Origin of the sequence: Mucilaginibacter dorajii (genome assembly GCF_024808255.1) — a bacterium.
Classification (GTDB): domain Bacteria; phylum Bacteroidota; class Bacteroidia; order Sphingobacteriales; family Sphingobacteriaceae; genus Mucilaginibacter; species Mucilaginibacter dorajii.
In genome coordinates this window covers 62901-89315 of sequence record NZ_JANTYS010000021.1, presented here as the reverse complement: position 1 = coordinate 89315, position 26415 = coordinate 62901, and the positions used below count along the sequence as shown (strand labels likewise).

The window sequence follows — 26415 nt, the reverse complement described above, 5'->3', positions numbered from 1 at the left end:
GAAATGACTTAATGACGCGAAGCAAATGACCCAATGACAAATGAATAATGACCAATCACCCACCCCAAAATTCGAGGTATCAATCCTTTTTGGGCAAAATTATAATACAGAGGCCCATGTTATCGTCAACCAGGGCGGTACAAGCTCGGGAAAGACGTTTGCGATAGAGCAAGTGTTATTCTGCCTGGCTTGTGAAAATCCTAAACAGATAATAACTATAGTGGGTCAGGATATACCTAACCTTAAAGCCGGCGCCCTTCGCGATGCGCAAAAGATCTACAGTGAATCGGCAGTATTAAAAACCCGCGTAAAAAACTTTAACAAAACCGATAGGGTTTTTGAGTTTTATAATGGCAGCCTTATTGAATTTAAAAGCTACACCGATGCACAGGACGCCAAGTCGGGCAAACGCGATTATTTGTTCATCAATGAAGCCAATGGCATAAGCTATGCCATTTACAGCGAATTGGCCTTGCGTACCCGTAAGCGCATTTATATTGACTACAACCCTAATAATACCTTTTGGGTACATGAGCAGGTTTTGGGCAGGCCAAATGTGCAGCTTATTATATCAGACCACCGGCACAACCCCTTCCTTGACAAGGGCACGCGCGATAAAATTGAGGCTATCAAAAACGAAGATGAAGAACTGTGGAAAGTTTATGCCCGTGGTTTAACCGGCAAAATATCGGGCCTGGTTTTTACCAACTGGTACGTTTGTGAACAAATACCGGGGGATGCACAATTGATTGCTACTGGTCTTGATTTTGGCTTTACCAACGATGAAACGGCCTGCCTGCAAGTGTATAGGCAAAACGGCGAACTTTGGGTACACGAACTATTTTACCAAACCGGGTTAACCAACACCGATATCGCCAGGAAGCTAAAGACAGCCAACGTTAGCAAGCAAACCGAAATTATTGCCGATAGCGCCGAACCAAAATCGATAGAGGAATTTAAACGCCTTGGCTGGTACATCAGCGGAGCAAAAAAAGGCCCCGATAGCATTAAAAACTCTATAGATATATTGAAGCGTTACCACATAAACGTAACCCGGGGCAGCGTTAACCTGCGTAAAGAACTGGAGCGTTACAAATGGCGTGTAGACCGGAGCGGCAAAACTATTAACCAGGTTGTAGATTCTTATAATCATCTTATTGATGCCCTACGTTACGTGGCCTTAAATAAGTTAAGCGCCAGTAACAATAACAAAAAGATCAGGTCGCGCTTACCCTTTATACCACGGCCTATGGGCAGAAGTGTTTATGATGAGCTGATTAGCCCCCTAACCCCCTGAAGGGGGAACTTGCAAAGCAGGTGGCTATTCTTTAAAACAAAACAACTTAAAAACACCCCGTAGGGGGTTGGGGGCTATATGATAGAAAAAACATTAAAAACAATCCATGGAAAATTGCGGGTTAAAATACCTACGCAATTGAATGATGTAAACCTGGGGCAAATGATGGCCATGCAGGCTAAGGCAAATTTAAATGATATCGAAGCGATTAGCATTCTATCGGGAATAGCTCTTGCGGAGCTTCAACAGGTAAAGGATGTAAAAGACTTCCAGGTTTTTGGCGATGCGGTGCTTGCTTTATCGTACCAAATTAAATATTTGTATAACAGCGATGTGATACCCAAACAGATAAGCTTTTCGTTGCCAGGCAGCAATCGCCCCAAAACAATAAAAATGATACAAAACCTGGCTATTGAGCCGGCGGGGGCATTCATGGCTGTAAGAGAAATTATAGCCGAAGAAGTAAACAACCACATTAAACAATTTGGTGAAGGTGACTGGCAGGAAAGCTTCAACCCATCATTAAATACATGCTGCCAGGTTTTGGCGCATTACTTTTACTGCAAAACAACCGGCAAAAAATACAACGAATACGAGGCTGAGGAATTTATAACCGAAATAAAAAAAATGCGGGTAACGGAGGCACTGCCCATCGCTAAACATTTTTTTACCTGTTATCCCAGCTTATCCACACCGAAAATAAGCTTCTGGCATCGGCTGCAACAGTTATGGAAAAGCGGGCAGGTATCCAATCCTTCGAAAAATTTAAATACATCAACACCATAAATTCCCTTGCCGGCGGCGATATCACCAAATGGGATACCATTTTAAACATGCCTTATGAAAGGGTGCTTACCAAACTGCTGCTCAATAAAACAGAAGCAGAGTATCAGAAAAGGTATATGGAATTAAGCCCCCTAACCCCCTAAAGGGGGAACAATAGTTCAATAAAATCAATATCGTGTATCCCTGCAAAGCAATCAAATCAATAAAAAGCTCCCCCTTCAGGGGGTTGGGGGGCCTATATAACTTTTATGCGCAACCAAATAGAAGCCATTGTGCAAACACTTACGGGGAGTCCCTCGTTTGCTTATGGTACCCAAAACGAATTAAATACGCTGGCCGATAGCGTCGCCGCTTTTCCATGTGTGTTCATGTACCCGCTGCAGCCTATTGACGTGTCGCCGCAGGTGAACGGATCGGTTGATAATACATTCACCATATACCTCGAATTTTTGTTTAAAACAGATTTTGGGCAATATACTGCAGATAACGAAACTTACGTAAACCAGGCCCTACAGTTAGCAAACGAGTTTATTGTAAAAGCATCGCGTTACCGCGAAGGCGAAGGCAGGTACTTTAGGGTTAAAGCCGGTTTAAAAGCCAAATGCCTGCCGGTTTATAACAAGTTTGATGTAAACACCACCGGCATTGGCCTGACTATCACTCTCGCAACTATGTATTTTGATGCTTTTGTATAAATCATTTGCCACGGTGCAATCGCTTTAAAATTCAATTTAAGCTTTCATTATAGCGATGGTTTTAAAACCCATCACATATTTGCCAATATGCCATGCCCCACAAATTCAAAAAGCTATTCACAATTAAATACCCAAATCAATGAGCATAATTGCAAGTTTTCAATACACAAACGGTTACTCCACATTTCCGGACCAAAATGGTGGTGAAATCTCTTACGCCGATGTATTCATTGCCCTAACCGATAGCGTAACCCACCAACCTGTTAACGGTAATAACGTTGTTGTAACCTATACCGATGATACCGAAACACACCAGGTAACTATACCCGGCCAAAGCATCCGCATACTGGAAAATGCCACGTTACAGGATAACAGATACAATGAGCTTGGGGAGCAAACCCAAAGCTATTACCGCGTTTTAGCTATTGTTTCTGTATCTGGTGGCGGAGGTGCAGCCCCTACTCCTACCGTTTGTGACCTTAAGATCAATTTTATCAATATCGATAAACCCGAATCGTCGGTTGGTGCAGCGGATGCTCAAGTAACTATTAATGCATCGTCAACTTATGGCCCTATTCAATATAGTAATGATTTTGGCAGCACCTGGCAGTTATCGCCTACATTTAGCGGCCTGAGCGGTGGGCTGATACAGCCGGTAGTAAAAGATGCCAATCCATTAGGCTGTACACAACAGGAATTTATTACCATCCCCATGCTGTCTGATCTGCTCACAAGCGACCCTTCCGTTACGCTAACCGGTGGCAACATCTCCCGTTGGAACGCGGCTTTCAACCCAATAGTATTTACCTATCAACGCAAAGATTTTGGGGTAACCAATGTTACCGTAGATACTGAAAAGGGTTATGCCTGCGTAACAGTAAATACATCGCTCATGAGCTCTATCACAGCCAAATATTTAGTCGCCTCCGGCGAAAAGGTTTACCTGAATGCCGGGGTTTATAAAGGTGTTTATGAAATTGATAAGCTAAGCGGCTACAATAACATTATTATTAAAACACTTTTTGTTGGCAATGCAACCGGGTTTATCAATATCAACAGTGTGCGCCCGTATTATAAGATCATTACCCAAATTACTTATTTAGATAAGTTAACGGGCGTGCAAAACACCATTGCAGCCAGCAACAGGCCAGACGGCACCGGACTGGTCAAAGCAGATCTATCTAACTTTTTGCAAAGTCTGTTACGCCCGGCAGACAACAGTGGCTACACGCAAGCTAATTTCAGGGACGATAACCTAAGCGCCAGCTACCAGATACAATACGCCGAACATTGGGACGATGGCAGCACCGATGGGCATACAACCACCTTTATAAATATGCCACACCCTTATTATGTGGTGTACGCGGCAAAACAGTTAGGTGACCGTTATGGCGGCAACCTGGCAGCTTATGTTCCGTTTGCAGACGTTAGCGATAATAGTCAATTGGCAAAATGGGTAACGGATTTTGCCGAGCCGGCTTACTCCATAGGCTACCCTTTTGATATTGGCTTCATTTATAGCGACGAAATAGTTGGCTTGCAACTATATGCCGAAACCACGCTTTTGGATATTAACAGGCAACCCCTGGCCGGCGGTCCGCAGGTAAGCTACTTACTTAATGATGATGGCTCATGGTTGTTAAACCAGGATGGCAGTAAATTCATTATTGCCGATCAAACGCAGGTAAACACATCCATCCCGGGGCAATTAGGGTTAAATAGGTTAATGATCAGCGGCAGCTTCCCGCGCGAAGCTTTTTACTTTAACCTGGCTCTTAAATATGCCGATGAGCATGGCACACATACCGTAACCCAAACCCAGGTTGTAAGGATTGATGACGCGGTTGACGACCAGAGTGTTTACCTGCGCTGGATAGGATTAAGCGGATCATGGAATTATTATCGTTTTGTTTTTAACCAGGAGATTAGTTTGGATGTACAAAACGCTACCATCATCAAAAACTTTGTAAATGATTGGGAAAACCAGCAAGGTATTGAAGAAGTGATTAGCAAAACAGCCGGGCAGAAAATGAAGGTAGTGGCCGAAGATCTATCGGTAGCCGATATTAAAGGTTTGCAATCCATCAAATACTCGCCCAAAGTACAAATGCTGGTGAACAAAAACCCGGTTAAATGGCAAACTATAGTGATCAACACGGCTACCTTTAGTGAGTATGAAACCCGTAACGGGCAGGCACCATTCAGCATCACGTTTAATATGCCTTCAATCAATATCCAAACTCAATAGTGTGTTATTTTTTACTGAGGACGATCTCTTCGATACCGCGATAGCTATCGCCATCAATAACAGAAGCGCTTTCATAATGAATTGCAAGACTATCTGCCGTGAGTGATACCACCGTGTAATTGCCCGCATAAAAAGTGGGTGTATCCCGGTTGATTTTAAGCCTAATACCATTAAGCGTATACCTATATTGAATGATAGCTACAGTGCCCGATGAAGTACTGTTTGAGGTATAGCCTGTACCATCATCGTTAAAAAACTCAAAATCAGATACCAGGTAATCGGTACGTATTTTATCGGCTATAACCATATTGTTTTTACTGTGTTGTATCCGGTGGCTTTTCATAAACCATTTACCTACAATGGTAGGTGCAGGTGTGGCGCCTTCATTATCCTTTTTACAGGCCGATAGGCAGCACATCGTAACCAGGATAAGCAATCGGCACTTCATCAGCATAAAACAATAACAACAGGTTTACTGGCACCCGGCCCATCATAAGCCAAAGCAATATTTAAACTTAAGTAAAATATTGATAATAAAGCACTTTAAACAATTAATTATGAACGGGGACACAGCGGTGAGCATATAGTTTTACCAACCAGACCAGCCCAATGAACTAATGAACGATTGAACTAATGAACCAACATGAACCAAATACAATTATATATAAACGATAACCTGGTTGATTTGAGCGACGATAGCCCAATCGCCCTCACCTTCCAAATCAACAACCTGGCCGAAGTAAAAAACCAGCAGGGCAATACCAGTAACCAGTTTAAGCTACCGTTAACGGAACGCAACAGGCAAATTTTAGGTTTTCCGGATGATATTGCCTTTACTACCAATTTACCTTACCAATATTATGATGCCCGCATTATACAGGATGGGCTGGAGATTGTGCCCTACGGTATAGCCCAGTTAAACATGATTGAGCAGGATAGCGCGAGTATTACGGTATTAAGTGGCAACGTCGATTTTTTTGACGCGTTGGATGTGAAGATCTATGATATGGGCGATAGCACTACACCAATAGGCGCGCTAAAAATGTTTGATGCCTATAAACACAACTGGGATTTGGCCACCGTAACACAATCGCAGTTAAATACAGAGGGTTACATTTGGCCGGTGGTTGACTACGGCAAAATAGCAGCCGACTATAAAACCTCGCCGCAAATTGATGTACACTACCTGCGGCCCGGTTTCTTTTTAAAAACCGCGATCAATCTTTTTGCGCAAACAGCAGGGTATAAAATTGATCCCGATTCCTTTTTATTGAAGCAGCCTTTATATGATAAGCTAATAGTGCAGTTTGCCAATGATAATTTTGAGCACAGTGTTGACTATCAAACCACGCAGGGCGATTTAGGCATGTCGGCATCTTTACGTGATGAAAGAAGGGTTGACAGCCCACGCAGAGATGCAACCGTAAGCGGGTTGTTTACATTTAAGCAAGTGCAAAGCGATATTAAAAATCAATTTAACGGCACCACGTTTACTGCTGCAAATGTATTTACAGGTACTGTACAAGTTAACGTACCTAAATTATACCTGCAAGGAGGGCTACATGGTGATAACACCAATTTAAACATAACCATTTATCTGCATACGCCGGATGGAGACCTCTCCTACCCCTTAACCTACCAGGTTGAGGAAGGCGATCCAAGGATTGGGTCGGGCATTGGCGGTAAAGCAACAGTTTACCATAATTTCGAACCAAGAAAACTAACACAAGATATTGATTTTAAGCCAGGCTACCAGGTAACCGTGGGCTTTGAACTTAGCAAGTGGGCCCCTTCTTATTTTATTATATCGGGCGATACTACCTTAACCATTACAGCCAAAGACAATAACATTTTGTATAACCAGGATGTGCAATGCGAACGTATTTTCCCGGATATCACACAAAAAGATTTGCTGAAAGATACGCTGCAGCGTTTTGGTATTATTTGCCAGAGTAATAATACAACACGCATGATCACGTTTTCTTCATTCAGGGATATTGTGAATAATATTCCGGTTGCATATAACTGGACAAGCAAGTGCCTTGATCAGGGTAAAACGATAAGCTTTCAGTTGGGTAATTATGCGCAGGTAAATACTTTAACCTATAAAGATGATGATGCCATTTTAGATAAAAAGTTTGGCAACTCGCAAATAAGCATCAACGATAAAACCCTGCCTTTAACAACGGCACTTGTTGAAAGCCAGTTTGCCCCTACGCTTAACAGGCCGTACATAGGCGGATCGATAGCACAGATCTTAAAGGTTGATACCGCAAATGACGATACCGCTACAGATTTTAGCATCAACACACAGCCACGTATTTTAATTGACCAAAAGATCAACCTGCAAAATATAGAGGGCAAACCATCTATCGCATTTATTGACGGGGAAAGCGCGCCGGTGGTAATAAATGACACCATCTCGATACCCTACTTTTACAAGCCGGATGCTGAAGATGGCATGAGCCTGCTTTGGGAGGACTTACGTAAGGCATATTACCCCGAACTGGAAAAAATATTACAACAAACCAAAAAGGTGGTAAGGTATTTTTTACTTACGCCGAGGGATATTTTAGAACTGAATCTGCTTATACCTGTTTACCTGGAGCAGGATAGCTGTTACTATTATATTAATAAAATTGATAGCTGGCGTAAGGGGCAGCCAACTAAGGTGGAGTTGGTAAAATTAGGATAGATAGGTAAAAGCTGTATCTACCCTAATTTAGAACTTGAAGTGCCTGTTTTATTTTTTTCTAATACTGGTTAAAAGCAAATCGATATTCCAGGGAAGATATTGATCATAAAACGAAGCGAAGTTCACTTTTCCTTTATCATCAATATGCGTTAAAGCACCTGAAACAATAACCACATCGTTTTTGGTTAGCGTTTTAATTAAATCTAATTGCTTTTTTAAAGCATCTCCTTTGGGTTCTTTAGGTATACTATAAACAAAGTCAACCCTGTTGCTTATGGATATCGAATCAACCGAATTATCAACCTTAATAGGCGCAACCAATATTAAATTATAAACAGCATCGGGGTTGCCCATCGTTTTAACCAAACTGCTTGCATCAGAACTATTATCATTAACCTCGGTAACTTTAAATTCCCAATCTTTGATACTCTTTAAGCTGTCCAAAGCATATTTATTGAAAGCTATAATATGCGCATCCTTTTTCGCGGCATTTGAGGTAACATCATAGTCAGATTCGGCGGCTATTCTTTTGAAAAAGGCAGCCTCATCTTTGGGCCTGGGATCCGGAGTCTCTTCACCACGTTCCTCGGCTAATAGTTTGGCATGCCTGATCGAGTCTGCAGCAGATTTAAATCTTTTCTTCTGCTGATTTTGGCAGGCAAATACAGTAACGCTTAAAATAAATAGGAAACACGGTTTAAATTTCATTTTTGATAAAGTTTATATTTTTTTTTAAAAATGCTAAAAAAATTGGCAAATAAAAATATTTTTTATTGTTTTTATGCCATATAGCACTTAAAGCATACTTAACAAGTATAATAGCAAAATAAATAAGATAATTTCGAGTATCAATTTATTCTTTTCTACACATAATCCTGTTTTTTTCTGCATTTTGAAATTGCTTATTTAGCCAGTGACCAGTGTTTAACCTTCGCAGTGCAGACTATAATAATAATGGAGATTTAAAACCACAGCCCGCAGAGTGGTTTAACCTGTAACACCTTGCTAATAATAACAGAAATTTATTTGCAATTGACTTTCTGATTTATTATTTTTACCAATAAAATTAGCAAAACCTAAATGAGCACAGTTACAAACTACAAAACAAATACTTCACCCGATAATAAATCTGAAAAAAAAAGTGTTAAAAAATATAAGATCCTGGCGGGCATTGGTTTAGCAGTTGTTATAATTATAGCACTAATATTTTTGAATAGGCAGTACCTTTCATTGTATTATGCCAACATAAAATATAATGACTTTAAAGTTGGTGATAAGCTTTACGCAAAAAACTGGTTGGTTAATGAAACATCTAAATATGGCTCATACAACTTGCATTTATATAGAAAAATCCGCCCGTTGGATAACTCAAGCTCATCTAATAAGCCGGCCATAATTCAATCTCGCTTTAGTATTAGCAGCGATAGCTTATGCAAATACAAAACTGCGTGTATAGGCAATTATACGGGATCAGAAATTTTAGAGGCAAAACTTGGTCAAGAATATTATCCCATGATCTTTTTTTCGATAACTACCAATAAAAAGGCACTGATAAAAGAGGAAGAAAGCTATAGTAACCAACTACCATTTGGCTATGTTTATGACGACGGTCCATTTTATGTAGTAATGATCGAAGTTACTCATCATGAACTCCACCAGTTCAGAAAACTATCTAAATAAAATCATCTCAATTTACATTTAAAGCTCAATAAGCTTTAAATGTTTTTTTATCACATTTAAATGCCAATTGGCATTTAAATCATAACATCAATTTATGTCAACACAAAACAACAATAGCGGTATAACCGATGATGAAATTAAAAGAGCGAAAGATTACGCTGATGCATTAGATAAACTTAAAGCTTCTATAAGTGGGGTAAATAGTAAACTTCCTGAATTTTCCGATGGCTTGCAGGCTGGCTTGAAGGCTCTTGGCGAAAAATTACCAGATGTAATAGACTCTATAACTAAATTGAACGCTCAGAATAAAGAGCTTGCGGCGTCGGGCCAAAAACCTGTGAGTATATTATCACAGCTGGCATCTTCCATGTTTTCGTGGAATTCCCTGATATCCGTAGGAGTTACCTTACTGGCAACTTACAGCGGGGCAATAATTAGTTGGGTAAGTGAATTGATAAAAGGCGAGACACGGTTAACTGCCTTAGGCAAGGTGATGAAAGATACAAAGATCATTATGGAAGCCGTCAATCAATCCCGATCGCAGGGCTTGCAAAATGCACAACCGGAATTAGCACATCTCAAATTATTGTATAACGCCACCCAAAATCAAAATTTAGCTTCAAAAGAACGTAAAAAAGCACTTGATGAAATCCGTGATTTATACCCGGATTATTTTAAAGGCATATCAAATGAAACCATTCTTAATGGCAATGCAACCAAACAATATAATGATTTAACTAACGCCATAATCGCAGCCTCAAGAGCAAGGGCTGCCGAAGAGATAATGACTAAGAACCAGGTAAGGCAATTAGGTAATGATGATAAGCTTACGGGCTTAGCAGCAAAACTCAAACAATATGAAGCTCAACTCAAAATTGCACAAAAAGAAAATGAGGATGTTGTAAGCCACCCGGTTATTGGCGGCAGCTCATTTGCTCCCGGATCTGATTCAAGGGAACAGGCTGCTTATTCTAAACTTTCGGAAATACAAGATAGGCGAAATGAATTAAAAAAAACAGTGGCGGATATTACTACTGATTCTAAACTTCTTGATGGCCAAAATAAGGCTCTTATCAAATCAGTAAGCGATTACACAGAAAAATATGGCATTAAAGTAATCACAGGGCTCAAAACAACTGAATCGGTACGGCAACAATCTCTAAAAACGGGAAATAAAGATACCACAGATTATCTTTCTGAGGCCGAAAAAATTCGTAAAGATTCGCTCACCCGTCAGCTTAAAACCACTTTTGACGCCTACGGCACCGAAGCATTGGCCGAAAACAAACGTTACAAGCAAGAAGTTGAAGGCCTTAATACACTTTTTGATAAGAAGCACATCAGCGCCGAAGAATACAACAAGGTAAATTTGCAGTTAGAAAGTGAGCACCGAAATAACCTGAGCCAGATTATAGAGAAGTATAACCGGGAGGATAAAGTAAAAGCCGAACAAGCACAGCAGGAGTTAATCGCCCTCCAAAATAAAGGAATGGCAGAAGGGGCCGAAAAACAGAAGAATATCCTTATCCAACAAAAGAATGAAAACCTGCAACTGATACAAAAAAGTGATGACGAGATCATTTCACAACAACAAAAATTAAAAATACAAATGGCTTTAGCGGTAGCTGCCGGATACCAAAATGACATTGTCGATTTAAAAAAACAGTTGGAAGCAAAAGAAAATCTACTAACAATCAACAAAGACAAACGGGTTGAGATTGAAAAGCAGACCCAGGTTGAGCTAGCTAAGATTGATGCGGAAAGTGTCAAAAATGAAAAGCTGAAAAAAGACCAGCAAGCGATAAATCAGGATCAGGCAAATGTTGATGGAGCTGATAGTCCATCAGCAAAGCTGGCTGCAGAAAAACAACTGATTTGGGACAAAGCCCAATATGAAATTGATACTGCCGAGGGCAATAGTGTAAAAATCAAAGAAATTGAAACCAAGCGAAACAAAGATATCGCCGCGTTGGATAAACAAAATCAAAAGCAACGCGCAGAACAGGCTATTCAAATAACACAACAGGTTGCGAGCGCAGCGTTTTCTTTGATAAGCAACAGCATAAAATCTGCCAGTGAAGCCAAAATAAAAGGTTTAGAAAATGATAAAGCCCGCGAACTAAGCAACACCAACCTCACCAAAACGCAAAAAACGGCCATTGAGGCCAAATACAAAAAGAAGGAAAACGATGAAAAGATAAAAGCCTTCAAGGCCGAGCAGAAAATACAGATAGCCCAGGCGGTAATTAACGGTGCTATTGCGATCACGAAAACTTTAGCAACCACAGGTATGCCATTTGCCATTCCACTCATAGCTGCCGATGTTGCCATGACAGCTATCCAGATAGCAACTATCGCCTCACAAAAACCGCCGCAATTTGCCAGGGGTGGGCGGTTTGTATCTGATGGCCGCGGGGCTTTGCTCCCTGGCTATAGTCGTACAGATAACACCAATGCTTATTTACGATCTGGCGAGGCGGTTGTGGTTTCAGAAGCTATGCGTAATCCCTGGGCGCGTAACCTGGTGAGTGCCATCAATGTAGCGCACGGCGGCAGGGATTTTTCGATGCGCAATCCCGGCAACGGTTATGCTATAGGCGGCATTTATACCGATGGCGGCAATACCAACCGCTATTATAACCAGCCGGTGAACGATGTAAAAGAACTGGCAAACACGATTGCTTACCAAATGATCAACAACTTCCCTCCTATTTATGTAGATGTGAAGGATGTAAACAACCAGCAAAATATACTGGCCCAAACGGTGGATAGGGTGAACCTGTAGGGGCAGTATCAAGTAGTTAGTATCAAGTCGCAAGACTTTTACATGGCTACTTGATAACGAAAACACTATCGATACTACTTTTCTATAATCTTGATACCTGATACCAATTACTTGATACTAAAAAAATGGATATCACACTCGCAAACAACTTATTTGACAACGGCGTATTTTCGGCGATGTACAAAGCTGGCTTTATTACCGATAAAATTTTTACCTATCGGGAGATTTATCTTTGGATAACCGCGCAGATCCAGATACGTGGGATAACTAAAAACCAGGCAGTACTGGAGGCCGAATTGAAATTTGGCAAAAACGAACGCACCATATGGCGCGCCTTGAATTGTTTTACCAATGGTGACAAAACAGTGTCACCATCAGATTGAAATATTGTACCGATATTTGTATTGTTCGATCAGAATTTGCAGAATTTATAAAATTCTGCCTACTGACAAAACACTGTCACCACAAGAACAAAAATTAATGCCGATATTTGTATTGTTCAAACAAATTTCAGATTAAAAAACTGCCGGGAGCAAATCAAATCCCAAAAATCTGCTAAATCGTAAAAATCCTGGTTCAGAAAAAAATTACAAGCACTGACAAAACAGTGTCACCACCAAAACAAAAATTAGTTCCGATATTTGTTTTGTTCAGTCTGAACCAGAATTCTCAGAATTAGAGAGCTAACAGAACTCTAAAAATTCAAGCAATTCGCTTAATTCGCGCTCAGCAAAAAAATCAAGCTACTGACAAAACACTGTCACCATCAAATAAAAAACAAATACCGACCTTTGAATTATGCCAATCGGCATTACAAACATCAAGCTGATGACTATTCAGATTGATCAATTCAAAGCTTCTGGACTTTTCAACCTTTCGGACTTCCGGAAAAAATCTTAAATCTCATATATAACATCTCAAATCTAACCAAGATGAGTTACAAAATTTATTTATACGATACAGAAACCGATTGCATCGGCTCAGGCAATTTATCATCAGCTTATATCCAAACTCAACTACAGGAGGCGGCCGGGCAGGACCTTGAAGTACACATCAGCTCGGTGGGCGGTAGCGCCTTTGATGCCATCGCCATTTATGATCTGCTTAAAAAATACCCGGGCAACGTTACTACTTATATTGATGCTTTGGCTGCTTCGGCGGCATCTGTAGTGGCCATGGCCGGTAAAACCATTGTGATGAGCAAGTATGCCTTGCTCATGATTCACAAACCAATGGTGGGCAGCGGAGGCAATGCAGATGAGCTTTTAAAAGACGTGCAGATGTTAAATGTGGTGCAATCGCGCCTGGCGCAAATCTACATGGACAAATCCGGGTTGGACGGAGTTACCATAAACAGTTTAATCAACTCCGTTACCTGGATGACTGCCGACCAGGCCCTTGACATGGGCTTTATTGACTGGGTAGAAGATTACCAACCCGAAGTAACCAACATAGCCCTCATCAAAAAATACACCAACAGCGCCCCCGCCCTTTATCAGCGATGCATTAACAAAATCTTAAACAATAAAAACAACATGAACATCGAAAACAAAGACCTTATCGAGAAAACCACGTCGGTTTTGGATAAGATTATGAACTTCTTTAAAAAAGTAGTGAACAAACAAACCATTACCGACAAAGGTACGTTGCACCACGCCGGCGAAATGTGCGAAGGCACCGAAGTGTACAATGACGAAGACATGAGTACCCCGGCAGCAACCGATACCTACACTGCTGCCGATGGCAAAAAGATTGAGGTAAAAGAGGGACAGGTGCAAAAAGTAGCGCCAGCACCAGAGACCGATCCCGATGCAGAAGACGATGACGACGATGTGCCAACAGCCAAAGTAAGTATGGGTAAAAAAGCCACGGAAATCCAAAACCGGTTACAAACCTTAAAAGCCAGGCTGCATGCCCAAAACGCGCTATTGGCCGAGGCCCGCACAGCATTGGAAGAAGCCGGGAGCCGCTTACAGAAAACAAACACCGAAGTTAAAAACGAGATCAAATCAACTTTTACACCAGAAGGTTCTAAACGCAGCAACAAAGCAAAAACCGAAACGACACCCTTCTTCGCCCCGCAAAGCGAACTTGCTAAAAATGCGGTAAAACGGGCAATAGCCCCCTAATCCCCTAAAGGGGGAACAATAGTTTTAAACCTAAACCATATCATATATCATCCCTATAATTAAACCACATTAATCAAAAAGCTCCCCCTTTAGGGGGCTGGGGGGCAAATCTTTTTATGGCTCAATTTACATTTACAAACAATACCTATGCTGGCGAAGCGCTGGCTGGGTTTATGGCAAGCACGCTGCTGGAGGCCGACTCTGTTAAACGTGGACTGCTCACCGTTATTAACGACGTTAAAGCACGCAAAGTAATACTTGATGTTGACGATGACGTAGTATTACAAGACCCATCGGGTATTTTTCACGACCAGGGTACAACCGCACAGCAAACCGAAAGCTACCTTGATCCCGTGATTTACGAATTTATGAAACAGGAACAATGGGATAAGCTGGCACAAAGCTGGGAAGCCCAATCATTAAAACCGGGCGCATTCATGGACTATGAGGGTATTGTAGACCTATCCGACTTTATGGTTCAGCGTTATTTAACCAAAATACAGGTAGCCAACGAGCGCTTGTACTGGTTGGGAAAAGGCTCAACCAAAGAAGCTACTTTCAGCGCGGCATTTCCTGGCTTGTTGCCTACTATTGCCGCGGCAGGTGGCGTTTACAAGGTAGGCCTGGGTAAACCAGGTACATCTATGAGCGCTACTGCAATCAGTTCGTTAGGCGTAGTTACCGTAGCCGATACATCAACGTTGGCCGATGGCGACGTGGTAACAATTACCCAGGTTACAGGCACCAGCAAGGATACTACCAATGGTGCTTCGGGTATCGATTTACCCGGTCAATCATACTTTATCCAGGTATTAACCTCTACTACTTTTAAACTGGTGCGTAATTACAATGAAGTGAATAGCCGTAAGCCGGCAACTTTCTTAAACACCTCATCGGGCGCAACCATCAGCTACATCAACGTAAGCAACGTATTGCAGGTATTAGGCAGCGTTTACGCCCAACTTGACCCCGCCGACCGCATCCAAACCGACTTTAACCTGCAAATTCCGTTACATGTGGGTTACGCTTACGCCCAGGCACAGGCCAACAAGGCGCTAAATGTTATTAATGCGTTCACCGATATGAAAAAGATGGATTACCTGGGTATCCCGTTACAGATCATGAACCATTGGCAAGCCAATACCATTTTAGGGGCCCGTTCATCAAACCTGTTTTTAGGTGTAGATTTATTGGGCGATGCATCTGAGCTATCAACCGTGTACATGAAGCCCTACACCAACGATAACGTAGTACGCATGAAGGCCCGCATGAAAGCAGCCGTAAACTTCAAATTTGCTAACGAACTGTTTTACTTGTCGGCCTAACAATAGTGAGTGGTTGATTGGGTTGATTAAGTGAATGGTTATTAACCCCACTTAAAACCCAATCAACTTAATCAACCAATCTAACTTAATCAACTAATAAACATGTCAATTTACAATAAAATAAACGCCGGCTTTCAGCTGGGTATAGATGAGCCTATAACATCGGGCATAGAGGATGTGGTATACATATTTAACCAGGATGATATCGCTTTAACTTATGATATAAGTAACCCTTTAATCATTACCGGCTTAAGCGCGGTTGGCGGTGCAAAGATCTATAAGTTTGAGGGCACTAATAACAGTTTCAACACCATGTCGAAACTTACCAAAACCCAGGTAGGGCCGCGCTATACCGAGGAGATAGACTTTAACATTGCCGGCTTATCGGTAGATATTAAAGCCCAATTAATGGCCATGGGCTATGGCAGGGTAAGGGCTATAGCGGTTAACAACTATAAATCAAGCGATTCGGCCATTGAACTTTTTGGCGCGGTGAATGGATTGATCCTCACCGATGCCGAACGCAACGCCACCGATGAAACTTTAGATGGTGGTTATAAATTAAAACTTACCAACCCCGATAAGCTGAAAGAGCCTTATCCACCAAGGGCTATTTCAATAGCACCACAATCTGGCCCCGCAACTTATGCAAGTACAATTGCAGCTATTGAGCTTTTAACTATAACCTCAGGATCGCCGGCTTAACGCCTCCTAACCCTTATCACTTCATATACACTTACCCCTGAAGGGGCCTATCAGAAAAACAACAGAATGAATTTCAACAATCAAACAAAAGAAGTTAGCAAGCTAACTCCCCCTTCAGGGGGTAAGGAGGGCAAATGAAAACCTACCTGCCACAAATTGAACGCCGGATACTGGTAAGACCTAACCAAACCTATGGCATCTTAAATTACGACCTGGATAACGCCTACCCGCAACGAATGCTGGAACTGGTTGCCGGATCGCCAACCGCCAAAGACTGTTGGAATAAAAGGACCAAGTTTATAGCGGGCAACGGCTTTGAAGCCGCCGGATTGGGCAAGCAAATAATCAACACCAATGGGCTAACGATAGCCAAACTATTAAAAGCCTTAGCAACAGATAAAGCACTATTCACCGGCTTCGGGATCCATGTAAATTATAATGCCAATTTTAAAATATCATCAGTAAACTATGTAAAGTTTGAGGATATAAGAATGGGCGATACCGATTGCCCCGAGACAGCCGATAAGTTTGCCATTTATAACGACTGGGGCCGCAAAACCTGGAAAAACATTATGCGCAGCAAGATCACCTTTTTAGATAAATATGATCCTGATGCCGCTGTTATTCAACAACAGGTTACCGCTGCGGGCGGATGGGAACATTACAAAGGCCAGCTGCTTTATTTTAATCCCGAGGTTGATGATTACCCGTTAATTGAAGCCGATTCTGTTTGGGAAGATTTTGAAACCGAGGCTGGCATTAAGATATTTAACAACAGAGAAGTTACTACAGGTTTTTTACCCTCAACCATGCTGTTTATGCAAGCACGCCGGGAAGAAGCGGATAACAGCAAGCCAGATGCCGATGAGTTTGCAGGGATAAACACCCCATCGCAAATGGAACAAGACCTCGGGGCTTTCCAGGGTGTTAAAAGTGCGCAAAAGATCATCGTTATTGAATATGAGGATGAAAATTCCAAACCGGAGTTTAAGGCCTACCCTATCCAAAACAATGATAAGCTATTTGAAACCACCGAAAGATCTGTTGAGTCCCGAATCATCAAAGGGTTTTCGGTACCAAAGGAATTGATCAATGCCGAAAAATCATCTGGATTGAGTAATGGCAGCGAGAAAAAGCAGGCAATCATAGAGTTTAATGATAATACAGCCGCCGACAGAGCAGACCTTGCCGAGACGCTTGCCGAAGTATTCAGTCACTTTTATGCAGATATTAATTCTGCCAATAATTGGGCTATCAAACCTGTACCGGCAATAGCTGCGGATGATAACCCTGGTATTAAGGCCGGAAATGCCATTAACACGCTACTGGCTTCCACCATCCCGGCGAAAAATAAGATAGCCGCCCTGGTTTATGCCTACGGCTTTAAACAGAACGAGGCCGAAGCGATGTGTAGCTAAACAGTCCCTCCTAAATCTTCCCCGAAGGGAGCACTTCGAAAACAAAGTCTTGATATCCGAGGAAAACCCAAAGACTAACTACACACTCAAAATCAATTTTTAACCGTCCGTCCTAAAGTCTCCCCTACCGGAGGAGATTTAGAGGGGGCTTTAGAAAACTTTCCTATGATCTATCTCATCAATCAAACCACGTTTCAGCCATTTGAGGATATCGCTGTAAACATCAAACCCGAACGCCTGAGGGTTTTCATTAAAAAAGCCCAGGAGCTGGACCTGAAACCATTTTTAGGACACGCCTTATACTATGATCTTTTGAGCCATTTTAACGAAGATGGAACTTTAAAAGAAGATGCACCGCAACCATACAAAGACCTGGTGAACGGCACCGAGTATTTAGACGATTATGGACATATTGTATTATACGAAGGTATAGCGCCCACGATGGTATACTTCACCTTCGCCAGGTTTATTGAAAACGATGCCGTGCATTATACAGCTACCGGTCCCGTTATTAAACGTCACGACAATGGCGACGCCTTAACCTCGCCCGAAGTGGTAAAACTGGTGCAGCAACAACGTAGTATTGCCAATGCTTATGCCAATGATATTGAAAAGTTTTTGTGGGATAACAAAGCAGATTTCCCGCTGTGGCGCTATAACGCCAAAAACAAAAGCAGCAGGCAGGCCGGTCCGCGGATAAGAGGAGTTGATAAAACCAGCTTTAACTATCCCGCTAATTACAACAATTACAATTTAACCATTACCGAATTTTTAAACTGATGGCAACCGATAAAAAAATAAGCGATCTGCCCGTAGCATCGTCCATAGATGCATCCGATACCTCTATCCTGCTAAAAAACGGTACTGATTACCAATTTGCCTTTAGCACACTACTTGAATTAATAGGGGCTGAATTGGCCGTTGGAGCCTCAATTTCGTTTGGCAATGCCCTGCCCCCAAACATATCCGGCAAAAACGGCGATGTTTTCATCAATACCACAGCAGGTGCCATAGCGCAAAAAATAGCCGGTACCTGGACCGTCTTCTACTCCTTCCCCTCCGGCAACAACGGCGACGGAACGGTGTTATACGGCACAAGTGTACCGGGCGCTGTTACTGGCAAAAACGGCGACACTTTTATAAACACACTTAGCGGTATCTTTTATAAAAAATCGGCAGACGCATGGAACCAGGTATTTTCCATGCAAACCGGTCCGGCGGGCGCTACTGGCCCGGCCGGACCAACGGGAGCAGCAGGTACCAGTGGCAAAACCATTTTGAGTGGCACCGGCGTACCTTCAAACCTATACACCGGCACCAACGGCGATTATTATATCAATACAACTACCTATGTTTTTTACGGGCCTAAAACAAACGGTGTATGGCCTGCCGGTTTCACGTTGGATAATTCCGAAGGGGAAGCAATAGCGTCAGAGACAGCAGCAAGGATTGCTGCTGACGCGGATTTGCAGGGGCAAGTGAATGTTCTTTCTGAAAATCAAAATACTGTAGGCCCAATCGGACCACAGGGTCCGGCTGGCCCAACCGGTGCGACCGGTGCGACTGGCCCGCCTGGTACCAGCGATGCGGCCATCAGTAACCTAATGCCTAATCAATTGATTTATGGGAAATCGGACGGCACCTTAGAGCAAAACCCATATTTGTTATTTTCTCCCGCTACAGAAACACTAAACATAAATGCTAACACTACAGATGTCAGTTCTCTAAGCGTAGTCTTTTTGGGCGACAGTATCGTATCTGGCGGAGGTACAACCGATAACAAGCGATTTACCAAACAAGTCGCTGATGGCCTATCTATGACAGAGGTCAATAACGGACAAGGAGGTTCAACTGTTGTTACTTTTGACTTATCTGCAATTCCCATTAAGACGTCTTCATTAAAATATTTATTTGTAGCACTTGGAGTTAATGACGCTGCCTCATCCACTACAAATACTCAGTTTAAAACGGATTATATTACGTTTTTAAATGCCATAGTTGCTAAAGGTTGGGCGTATGTGGATATAACCTTACTTAGTATAAATGGAGCGTCTACTAACGGCACTTCAGCCGCTAAAACAATTGCCTTTAATACGGCTATCGAAGAGGTCGGCGTAATGTATGGAACAAAGTTTATTGATATATATAATCCAATGCTCAACGCTGGTTATGGCCAACAGCTTTTAACTGCTGATTTAGTTCACCCTAATAATTTAGGTGCGACTATAATGGCACAAATTATATTGGGAGCTTTCGGGGTAACGAATTTCAATGCTTCAGGAAAAAGAATGTTGGTTGATGGGCCTGTCGAGTTTTCTAAATTAGTCCTCAAAAACCCCCAATTAAGCAGCGGACAGAGGTTAATTTTATTAGATGATTCAGAAAATCTCGTTAGTTCATATGCCTTACCTGACGGTGTTACAACAAACGGAATGATGTACTTAGATGGTGGTTTAAAACAAATTGGGGCTTCTGACTTTGTTGCGTTTGACTCAACCAGGGATGTGTTTTTAAAGGCGGATTCAAAGATAGGCGCAGGGAATAACCAGGGAGCGTTAATTTTGCTTTACAATGGCACAACTGGTTCAACGGAATATAGAAACTATTATAATTCTGGACAACACGAGTTTTACGTTTCAAATGGTGTGAATGGAACGCAGGTTTTAGGTTTTTATATTGATAATTTAGGTATCGCTACAACACCAAAAGGCATCGCAATTGGACAAACAAAAGCTATACAATCGTTCAATGGCGGTAGAGCTGGAAGGATAACATTGTTTGATAACGATGGAATAACTACCGTGGAAAACACCTATTCGGAAGGGCGTTTAGATTTCAAATTGTCCAATGGTACCGATGGTATAAGTATTAAGATGATGCAGATCCAATCATCTGGGCGACTACAGATTGGTAGTAATATTTCTGATTCCGATATTCCATCAGCGCGGGTAGCCATTAGCAGCACTACAGAAGGTTTTTTAAAACCTCGTATGACTAGTATGCAGCGAGATGCTATATTAACGCCTGCTGAAGGCTTGGAGATTTATAATCTAACTACACATAAAATGAATTTTTACAATGGAACCGCTTGGGAGACGATTACTTCAGCTTAATATCTAAATCATTTTTAGCGATTATCTGCATTACATGTTTAGGCAGGGAATATTTATCGGGATCTGTAACCTTTTTTAGGAACATATGCAATTATGTCTTAATTCTTTACATAGTTGTAAGTCCATATATAACGGCCAAAAATTGGGCCAGATAAATAGCTTTTTTAATATTCCAGTCCACTGTTGTCTGGAAAATGTTTACAATGATTTTTATCCGATTGATTTATTTGCCACGCAAATCGTAAAAATATGTGCATCAGTTTACGTGCAAATTCCCAAAAAACACATTTAAAACCTTTAATATTTACCCCATGGAAAAAAAACTTTCACTATGGCAGCGTATCATGGCTGATACTCCTGCATTTTTTAAAAAAGCCCAGGTTCTGGGCGCCGGCTTGGTTACCCTGGCGGTTTCATTAAGTAAAATTGGCATTGTACCACCGGCAATCTCGGCAATAGCCACTGCTATTGGCGCCACTATAGCTACAGTATCGCAGTTTGCGGTAAAACAAACTGAGCCTAACACTATAGATAGTGATAAGGCTGAACCAACTATTCAACAAACTGTAACTCAATAATCATGACAACTCTTGAACATCGCGAGATTAGGGGTATTACCTTGAAGAACATTGTGGTAACAGTGGTAAGTACTATCAGTATTGTAATTACCGTGATGACTTCCTATTTTCAATTGAAGAGCAATTTGCAGGAGGTGAGGGCTATCCAGGAGACACAAAACCGGGTAAATGAGGTAAGACTCAAAATACTGGAAAACCAGGTTTCTGTTCTTCAGCAGGAAGTAAATGAGATCAAGAACGGAAAGAAAACGTAAACATACTCGAAATTTCATTTTAAGATTTATCTTACAAACAAATTCTTACTATAAAATCAATATGGGTTTCTTACGTTTTTTGCTGGCCTTATCTGTTATAGTTACACATAGTAAACCTTTGTTTGGTACAGATTTAATACCAGGAAATATAGCTGTAGAATCATTCTTTATAATTTCGGGCTTCTACATGGCCATGGTTTTAAAAGAAAAATACTTTAAGATCGATAATTATTACAAACTGTTTATTACAAACCGTTTTTTGAGGATATACCCACTTTACTGGGTTGTACTTTTGATATTTATTGCCTACTACTTCATATATGGGTATAAAACAGGTAATTTTCAAACCTTGCAATTATATGCCGATTATTGGCATACGTTATCTCCGTTAACTTTTGGCTATTTGTTGGTAACAAACATTATCATAATTGGCCAGGAATGTACTTTTTTCTTCACGGTGGAAAGCAACGGGACTATTTTATTTACAAATCATTTTCTACAAACCAGGCTCCCGCTTTTTAGGTTTATTCTTGATATTCCGCTATGGTCGGTAAGTTTAGAATTGATATTTTATATTATCAGCCCTTTATTGGTGAAACTTAAAAACAAAGGCCTCATCATGTTCATTATAGTGCTGTTAATAATCCGTTTGATTGCGAAAGTAGCCGCCGTGACTTACGATCCCTTTATATATAGGTTATTGCCTTATCAAATCATTTTTTTTCTGCTGGGAATACTTAGCTATAATGCCTATGATTATTTAAAAACGATAAGGCTACCAAAATATGTTTCTATTTTTTTGCTGATTTATATTATTGCCTTCACCGTGTTTTACAGCTATTTTGATGCGTCGGAAAGCAAAGATTTTATCTACCTGGCATCTGTCGCCATTGCAATTCCGTTTGTATTTGAGCTATCAAAAAGCAGCAAATTAGACCGCTATATTGGTGAAATGTCATATCCAATCTATATTTCTCATTTGATATTTTTGGACATAAGTAGAAGAATCATAATACATTTTGGTTTAAAAGATAGCTATCAATCAGCGATGACAGCATTGCTTTCCATAGCCTGCTCTGCAATTTTAATCAAATTTGTTAGTCAAAAAATTGAATATTTCAGAGTCAAAAGAGTGGTCAAAGCGCTTAAATAGGTAGTAACCATCAAATAAGGCGGCTTTAACACGACTTGATCATTGATGAATAACTATTTCAGTTTCAAATTGTCCAACCTCGCGTAAATCTCTAACATAGCGGCCTGGTCAATTAAAGCCTTCACTTTTTTGGGGCCTAACAAATTTTGGTCGTCTTTTTCCTGTTGCCAGGTACGGTCGGCGTCATCAATTATAAACTGCAGCTGAGCTTTGTTTTTATCAATTTTATATAGCTCGATATAACCGCGCAGCAAAACTGCATTAAACCAGTAATTACCAGGTAGTCTGCCCTGTTTGTAAAAATGCTTTTCGGCGGCTTTGGCTACATTTTGGGCATCATTAAGATATGTTTTGTTTTTGGTGATGTTATAAAGGATCGCTCCAGCCTGTAGCATAGTTCCGGCATTGTAGGTATAATACGCCGAATCAATTCTCATTGACGGCACCCTGATGGCGTCATAATAAACGCCATTTGCCGACAAAAGATGCTGTTTAGCCCAGTTATAAGTTAATAAAGCGGTATCTAAATAAGCCTTTTGATGGGTTGCCTGGTATAATTGCAAAGCCACCAATATAGCTGGTCCGTTTGAACAAGTGTTTTTGCCTTTTTTATCGCCTTCAACCCAATAAAAACCACCACCGCCAACCCTATCTTGGCCCGATAACAGGAAACGATAAATGGTTTTGGAAACATCCAGGTACTCCTTTTTATGATTGCGGGCATAAGCGTCCATCAACGCAATGGCAATCCATTCATTGTCGTCATAAAAACGGGAGTCGGCTTTTTCTTTGAGTACCATGGCCTGGTAACCGGGCACCGGTGGCTTATTTGAATAATACTGATCAATTGCCTTCATAACCGGAGCTATATAACTTTTTGATGGGTTACCAGCCTCCATTTCGTTCGCCGCCTGCACAAGGGCGCATAAGGGCCACAAAAAGGAATGGTTCCCTTTATTGGTTACCGGGTCATTGGTTTCGAAATAAAGATTAGCCTTCGCGTCATAAAATTGATCATAAATATTTTTATTAATGATAGCAATGCGGGTTTTATAATCAGGAATAGTTTGCGCCACCGATTGCAAAGCAAAAGAGAAGCAAATAGAAAGCGTTAATACAGTGTTTTTCATAGCATAAGTTGGAGAAAAAACTCTTCCGGGGTAGAAAACCCGGAAGGGTTTTTCAAATTTAGAATTTACCTGCGGTTTTCAAAGTTGCCGCGGCTTCGATCATCATTACGCCGCTTAACTGCGTAGTAAGATCAGTAGTGCCCGACGGCAAACTTTTCCAATCGGGGCTTACAAATAAAGCCGGGCGACTGATCCCTTGGGTATACAAGGTTTGCGCATTATATTTTAAGAACTTGATATAAGCATTACGGTCATTATCGTTAACAGCAGGTTCCTGGACCAATAAAGTTAAATACCTTACCAAAATCCCTTTAAATAAGCCGCCATCGCCCTGCCCTTCTGATTTCAGCAGTCCACCGGGTGATATGTCGGTATCGTTGATGGTGGCGGTTGCATTACGAACTGCGTCGGCCAGGTAGTCGGCATTATTGGTTACTTTATATAGCTCAAGCGCCGCGCCCATGTAAACGCCCTGGTTATAGGTAAATTTATTTTTGCTGATCTGCCCATCGTGGTTACCATTGATGCCATCCCAAATGATACCGCTCGATGGATCAACCAAGGTAGCTCTTAACCAGGTATACAAACTTTTAGCCAGGCTTAAATCTGCATCATTTTTTTTCAATGCATACAAACGACAAGCAAAGATAATGGCAGGAGCATTGGCGGGCGTGTTTTTATAATCAAGTTGAGATTTTCGCCAGGCAATACCGCCACCCTGGTTGTTGTTCAGTCCGGTTTTAATATCCGTCCATAATGTGTTTGCCGCGTCCAGGTAATCATTATCGTTTGTAGCCTGGTATCCGCGCAAACTGGCCAGGGCAAGCCACTCCATATCGTCATAAAATTCATTTGGGTATTTATTTCCGTTGGTAATGCGGGTACCGTTTAGCAATGATTTCATGCGTTGCTTGTATACTTCATTTTTCGTCCGCAAAAAGGCATCGGTAAAAATATCTAAAGTATGGGCTTGCGGCCAGTAATTATAGCCGGTGTTGCCAGCATTATCCTGCACAAAATAGTTCCCGTTTGCAGATAGGTATGTTCTATATGTTTTTTCCTGTAATGAATCGGCAGTTTCGGCATATTTATAATCAACAACAGCTGTTACTTTATTTGGATAAAGCGGAAATGGCTTATCCTTAAGACATGAGGTTAGCATTATAGGAATTAAACCCATGAATGCCGCTTGTTTTATATGATGGGTGATGATTTTCATAATTGTTTTTTAAGATCTGGCACTAATGAAATATCACCAGCACCAGATTGATAAATTATTACTTAACGGTAACAACGTGGGTGTACGCAGGCACATCGGCAGTCCAGATGATTTTGATATCCGCTTTACCATTATCGGCACGGTGATCAAATTTAAAGCAGTAATCATACTGCGAGCTGTTAACCGGCACCATGTAATAATAAGCAGCGGCTGTTGCTGCTGTAGCCGCATTATTATCGGAGTTGGTACTGCCATAATATTGGGTAGATGTAGTACCGGCAGCATCTTTAAGGGTAAACATAAATTTGTATCGTTCATCGCGCCCCCATGATTCCTGGTGGAATACAATGGATGCATTGTCAATTTCCCAACTGCTGCCGCCAACATATGGCAGGTTAAACCAGATCTTATTATCTGCGGCAAACCATAATCCTACAGATACCACCTGGGTCATTGATGCAGAAGCGGTGGTAAAATCAACCACGATCTTTTCAACCTTAGTATCACCGGTTACAGTTGTGCTTCCGTCTTTTAACAACTTAACACCATCAATAGAATAAGCTGCAGGCGTGCCTGTATTACGTTCAACAAAGTGATAAGCACCCGCTTTTAATGAAGTATAAGCTTCAAAAACTCCGGTAGCTGTTTGTTTAAGGTGCACGGCTTTGCTTAAATCATCGCCGCCTTCGGTAGCTGTTCCGGTGATGTATAAATCGGCAGGAATTTCGCTGAAACCGGCAGCACGTTGAACCTCAATGGTCCGTGACAGGCTACTTTTTTGAACATTGATCCCTTTTGACGACATCACAGTCCATTTCAATTTGCCGGTTTCCTGTGGCTGAATGCCCGCGAGATCGGCAATTTTATTTAAGTCTTTGTAGGAGATGGTTAACTTGTTGTATAAGCCGTTACCATCAGATGGCATAGTATATATCGGCTTTGAAAAGTTGCCGCCGTCTTTATCGAAGGCAACTTCATATAATACCAGGCCATTGTCTTCGGCCGATGCCTGCTCCCATTCAAACGATGCGGCACCAGTTGCCGGTTCAAGCTTGATGAATTTATTGTCAGCGGGGGCAAAAAAATTATTTACAGCTGATACTTGGGTATGGTTAAGGGTTTTATCTTTTTTGCAGCCCGATACAATGATCAAAGCCAATATGCCTGCCACAAGGCAGAATGTAATTTTTTTCATGATCTTAATT

Annotated in this window: 23 protein-coding genes; 18 read left to right on the top strand and 5 right to left on the bottom strand. The window is 41.4% G+C overall.

Annotated features, from left to right (window positions below):
• Positions 1-40: 40 nt before the first annotated feature.
• The 5 genes from FHS10_RS22835 to FHS10_RS22815 all read left to right on the top strand — a co-directional run bounded on the left by FHS10_RS22835 (position 41) and on the right by FHS10_RS22815 (position 5026).
• The gene (locus FHS10_RS22835; RefSeq protein WP_259095574.1) at positions 41-1297 is read left to right on the top strand and encodes a PBSX family phage terminase large subunit; all 1257 of its coding nucleotides are present in this window, start codon (positions 41-43) and stop codon (positions 1295-1297) included.
• Positions 1298-1375: 78 nt separating this feature from the next.
• Positions 1376-2083, top strand: a complete 708-nt coding sequence (locus FHS10_RS22830) for a hypothetical protein (protein WP_259095572.1) — start codon at positions 1376-1378, stop codon at positions 2081-2083.
• Entirely contained in the window at positions 2026-2226 is a 201-nt protein-coding gene (locus FHS10_RS22825; protein ID WP_259095570.1) for a hypothetical protein, read from the top strand. The genes FHS10_RS22830 and FHS10_RS22825 overlap by 58 nt, the downstream gene beginning before the upstream one ends.
• Before the next feature lie 105 nt (positions 2227-2331).
• Complete coding sequence (locus FHS10_RS22820; protein ID WP_259095568.1) at positions 2332-2778, top strand: hypothetical protein; 447 nt, start codon at positions 2332-2334, stop codon at positions 2776-2778.
• A 139-nt stretch (positions 2779-2917) separates the two neighbouring features.
• On the top strand, positions 2918-5026 hold the full coding sequence (locus FHS10_RS22815) for a hypothetical protein (RefSeq protein WP_259095565.1): 2109 nt from the start codon (positions 2918-2920) through the stop codon (positions 5024-5026).
• Between the two features lie 4 nt (positions 5027-5030).
• Here FHS10_RS22815 and FHS10_RS22810 read toward each other — a convergent pair whose 3' ends face one another.
• Positions 5031-5474, bottom strand: a complete 444-nt coding sequence (locus tag FHS10_RS22810) for a hypothetical protein (protein ID WP_259095564.1) — start codon at positions 5472-5474, stop codon at positions 5031-5033.
• A 195-nt stretch (positions 5475-5669) separates the two neighbouring features.
• Here FHS10_RS22810 and FHS10_RS22805 point away from each other — a divergent pair, with 195 nt between their 5' ends.
• Entirely contained in the window at positions 5670-7721 is a 2052-nt protein-coding gene (locus FHS10_RS22805; RefSeq protein WP_259095562.1) for a hypothetical protein, read from the top strand.
• Between the two features lie 48 nt (positions 7722-7769).
• On the opposite strand, the gene FHS10_RS22800 is transcribed toward FHS10_RS22805, so the two are convergent.
• Complete coding sequence (locus tag FHS10_RS22800; RefSeq protein ID WP_259095560.1) at positions 7770-8429, bottom strand: hypothetical protein; 660 nt, start codon at positions 8427-8429, stop codon at positions 7770-7772.
• A gap of 372 nt (positions 8430-8801) precedes the next feature.
• On the opposite strand from FHS10_RS22800, the gene FHS10_RS22795 reads away from it, so the two are divergent.
• The 12 genes from FHS10_RS22795 (at position 8802) to FHS10_RS22740 (ending at position 22861) form a co-directional block, all read left to right on the top strand.
• On the top strand, positions 8802-9401 hold the full coding sequence (locus tag FHS10_RS22795) for a hypothetical protein (protein WP_259095558.1): 600 nt from the start codon (positions 8802-8804) through the stop codon (positions 9399-9401).
• Positions 9402-9495: 94 nt separating this feature from the next.
• Positions 9496-12186 carry a hypothetical protein gene (locus FHS10_RS22790; RefSeq protein ID WP_259095556.1) on the top strand — a complete coding sequence of 897 codons (2691 nt, stop codon included), beginning with the start codon at positions 9496-9498 and terminating at the stop codon, positions 12184-12186.
• Positions 12187-12311: 125 nt separating this feature from the next.
• Complete coding sequence (locus FHS10_RS22785) at positions 12312-12569, top strand: hypothetical protein (RefSeq protein WP_259095554.1); 258 nt, start codon at positions 12312-12314, stop codon at positions 12567-12569.
• Positions 12570-13118: 549 nt separating this feature from the next.
• The gene (locus FHS10_RS22780; RefSeq protein WP_259095552.1) at positions 13119-14315 is read left to right on the top strand and encodes a head maturation protease, ClpP-related; all 1197 of its coding nucleotides are present in this window, start codon (positions 13119-13121) and stop codon (positions 14313-14315) included.
• 116 nt (positions 14316-14431) lie between these two features.
• Entirely contained in the window at positions 14432-15640 is a 1209-nt protein-coding gene (locus FHS10_RS22775) for a hypothetical protein (RefSeq protein WP_259095550.1), read from the top strand.
• A 102-nt stretch (positions 15641-15742) separates the two neighbouring features.
• Positions 15743-16345 (top strand): hypothetical protein, encoded by a 603-nt coding sequence (locus FHS10_RS22770; protein WP_259095548.1) that lies wholly within the window; start codon positions 15743-15745, stop codon positions 16343-16345.
• A 134-nt stretch (positions 16346-16479) separates the two neighbouring features.
• Positions 16480-17763 (top strand): hypothetical protein, encoded by a 1284-nt coding sequence (locus tag FHS10_RS22765; RefSeq protein ID WP_259095546.1) that lies wholly within the window; start codon positions 16480-16482, stop codon positions 17761-17763.
• Positions 17764-17928: 165 nt separating this feature from the next.
• A complete protein-coding gene (locus tag FHS10_RS22760; RefSeq protein WP_259095544.1) occupies positions 17929-18543 on the top strand; it encodes a DUF6712 family protein in 615 nt (204 codons plus the stop codon).
• Positions 18543-20876, top strand: coding sequence for a GDSL-type esterase/lipase family protein (locus FHS10_RS22755; RefSeq protein WP_259095542.1), 2334 nt, complete (start codon positions 18543-18545; stop codon positions 20874-20876). The genes FHS10_RS22760 and FHS10_RS22755 overlap by 1 nt, the downstream gene beginning before the upstream one ends.
• Before the next feature lie 311 nt (positions 20877-21187).
• The gene (locus FHS10_RS22750) at positions 21188-21454 is read left to right on the top strand and encodes a hypothetical protein (RefSeq protein ID WP_259095540.1); all 267 of its coding nucleotides are present in this window, start codon (positions 21188-21190) and stop codon (positions 21452-21454) included.
• A 2-nt stretch (positions 21455-21456) separates the two neighbouring features.
• Positions 21457-21708, top strand: coding sequence for a hypothetical protein (locus tag FHS10_RS22745; RefSeq protein WP_259095538.1), 252 nt, complete (start codon positions 21457-21459; stop codon positions 21706-21708).
• Positions 21680-22861, top strand: a complete 1182-nt coding sequence (locus FHS10_RS22740; RefSeq protein WP_259095536.1) for an acyltransferase family protein — start codon at positions 21680-21682, stop codon at positions 22859-22861. Before FHS10_RS22745 ends, FHS10_RS22740 begins: the two co-directional genes overlap by 29 nt.
• 53 nt (positions 22862-22914) lie before the next feature.
• Here FHS10_RS22740 and FHS10_RS22735 read toward each other — a convergent pair whose 3' ends face one another.
• Genes FHS10_RS22735 through FHS10_RS22725 form a run of 3 tightly spaced genes read right to left on the bottom strand, consistent with a single transcriptional unit; the run spans position 22915 to position 26405 of the window.
• Positions 22915-23991, bottom strand: coding sequence for a glycoside hydrolase family 76 protein (locus FHS10_RS22735; protein ID WP_259095534.1), 1077 nt, complete (start codon positions 23989-23991; stop codon positions 22915-22917).
• Positions 23992-24049: 58 nt separating this feature from the next.
• Positions 24050-25210 (bottom strand): glycoside hydrolase family 76 protein, encoded by a 1161-nt coding sequence (locus FHS10_RS22730; protein ID WP_259095532.1) that lies wholly within the window; start codon positions 25208-25210, stop codon positions 24050-24052.
• 58 nt (positions 25211-25268) lie between these two features.
• Positions 25269-26405, bottom strand: a complete 1137-nt coding sequence (locus tag FHS10_RS22725) for a SusE domain-containing protein (protein ID WP_259095530.1) — start codon at positions 26403-26405, stop codon at positions 25269-25271.
• Between the last annotated feature and the right edge of the window lie 10 nt (positions 26406-26415).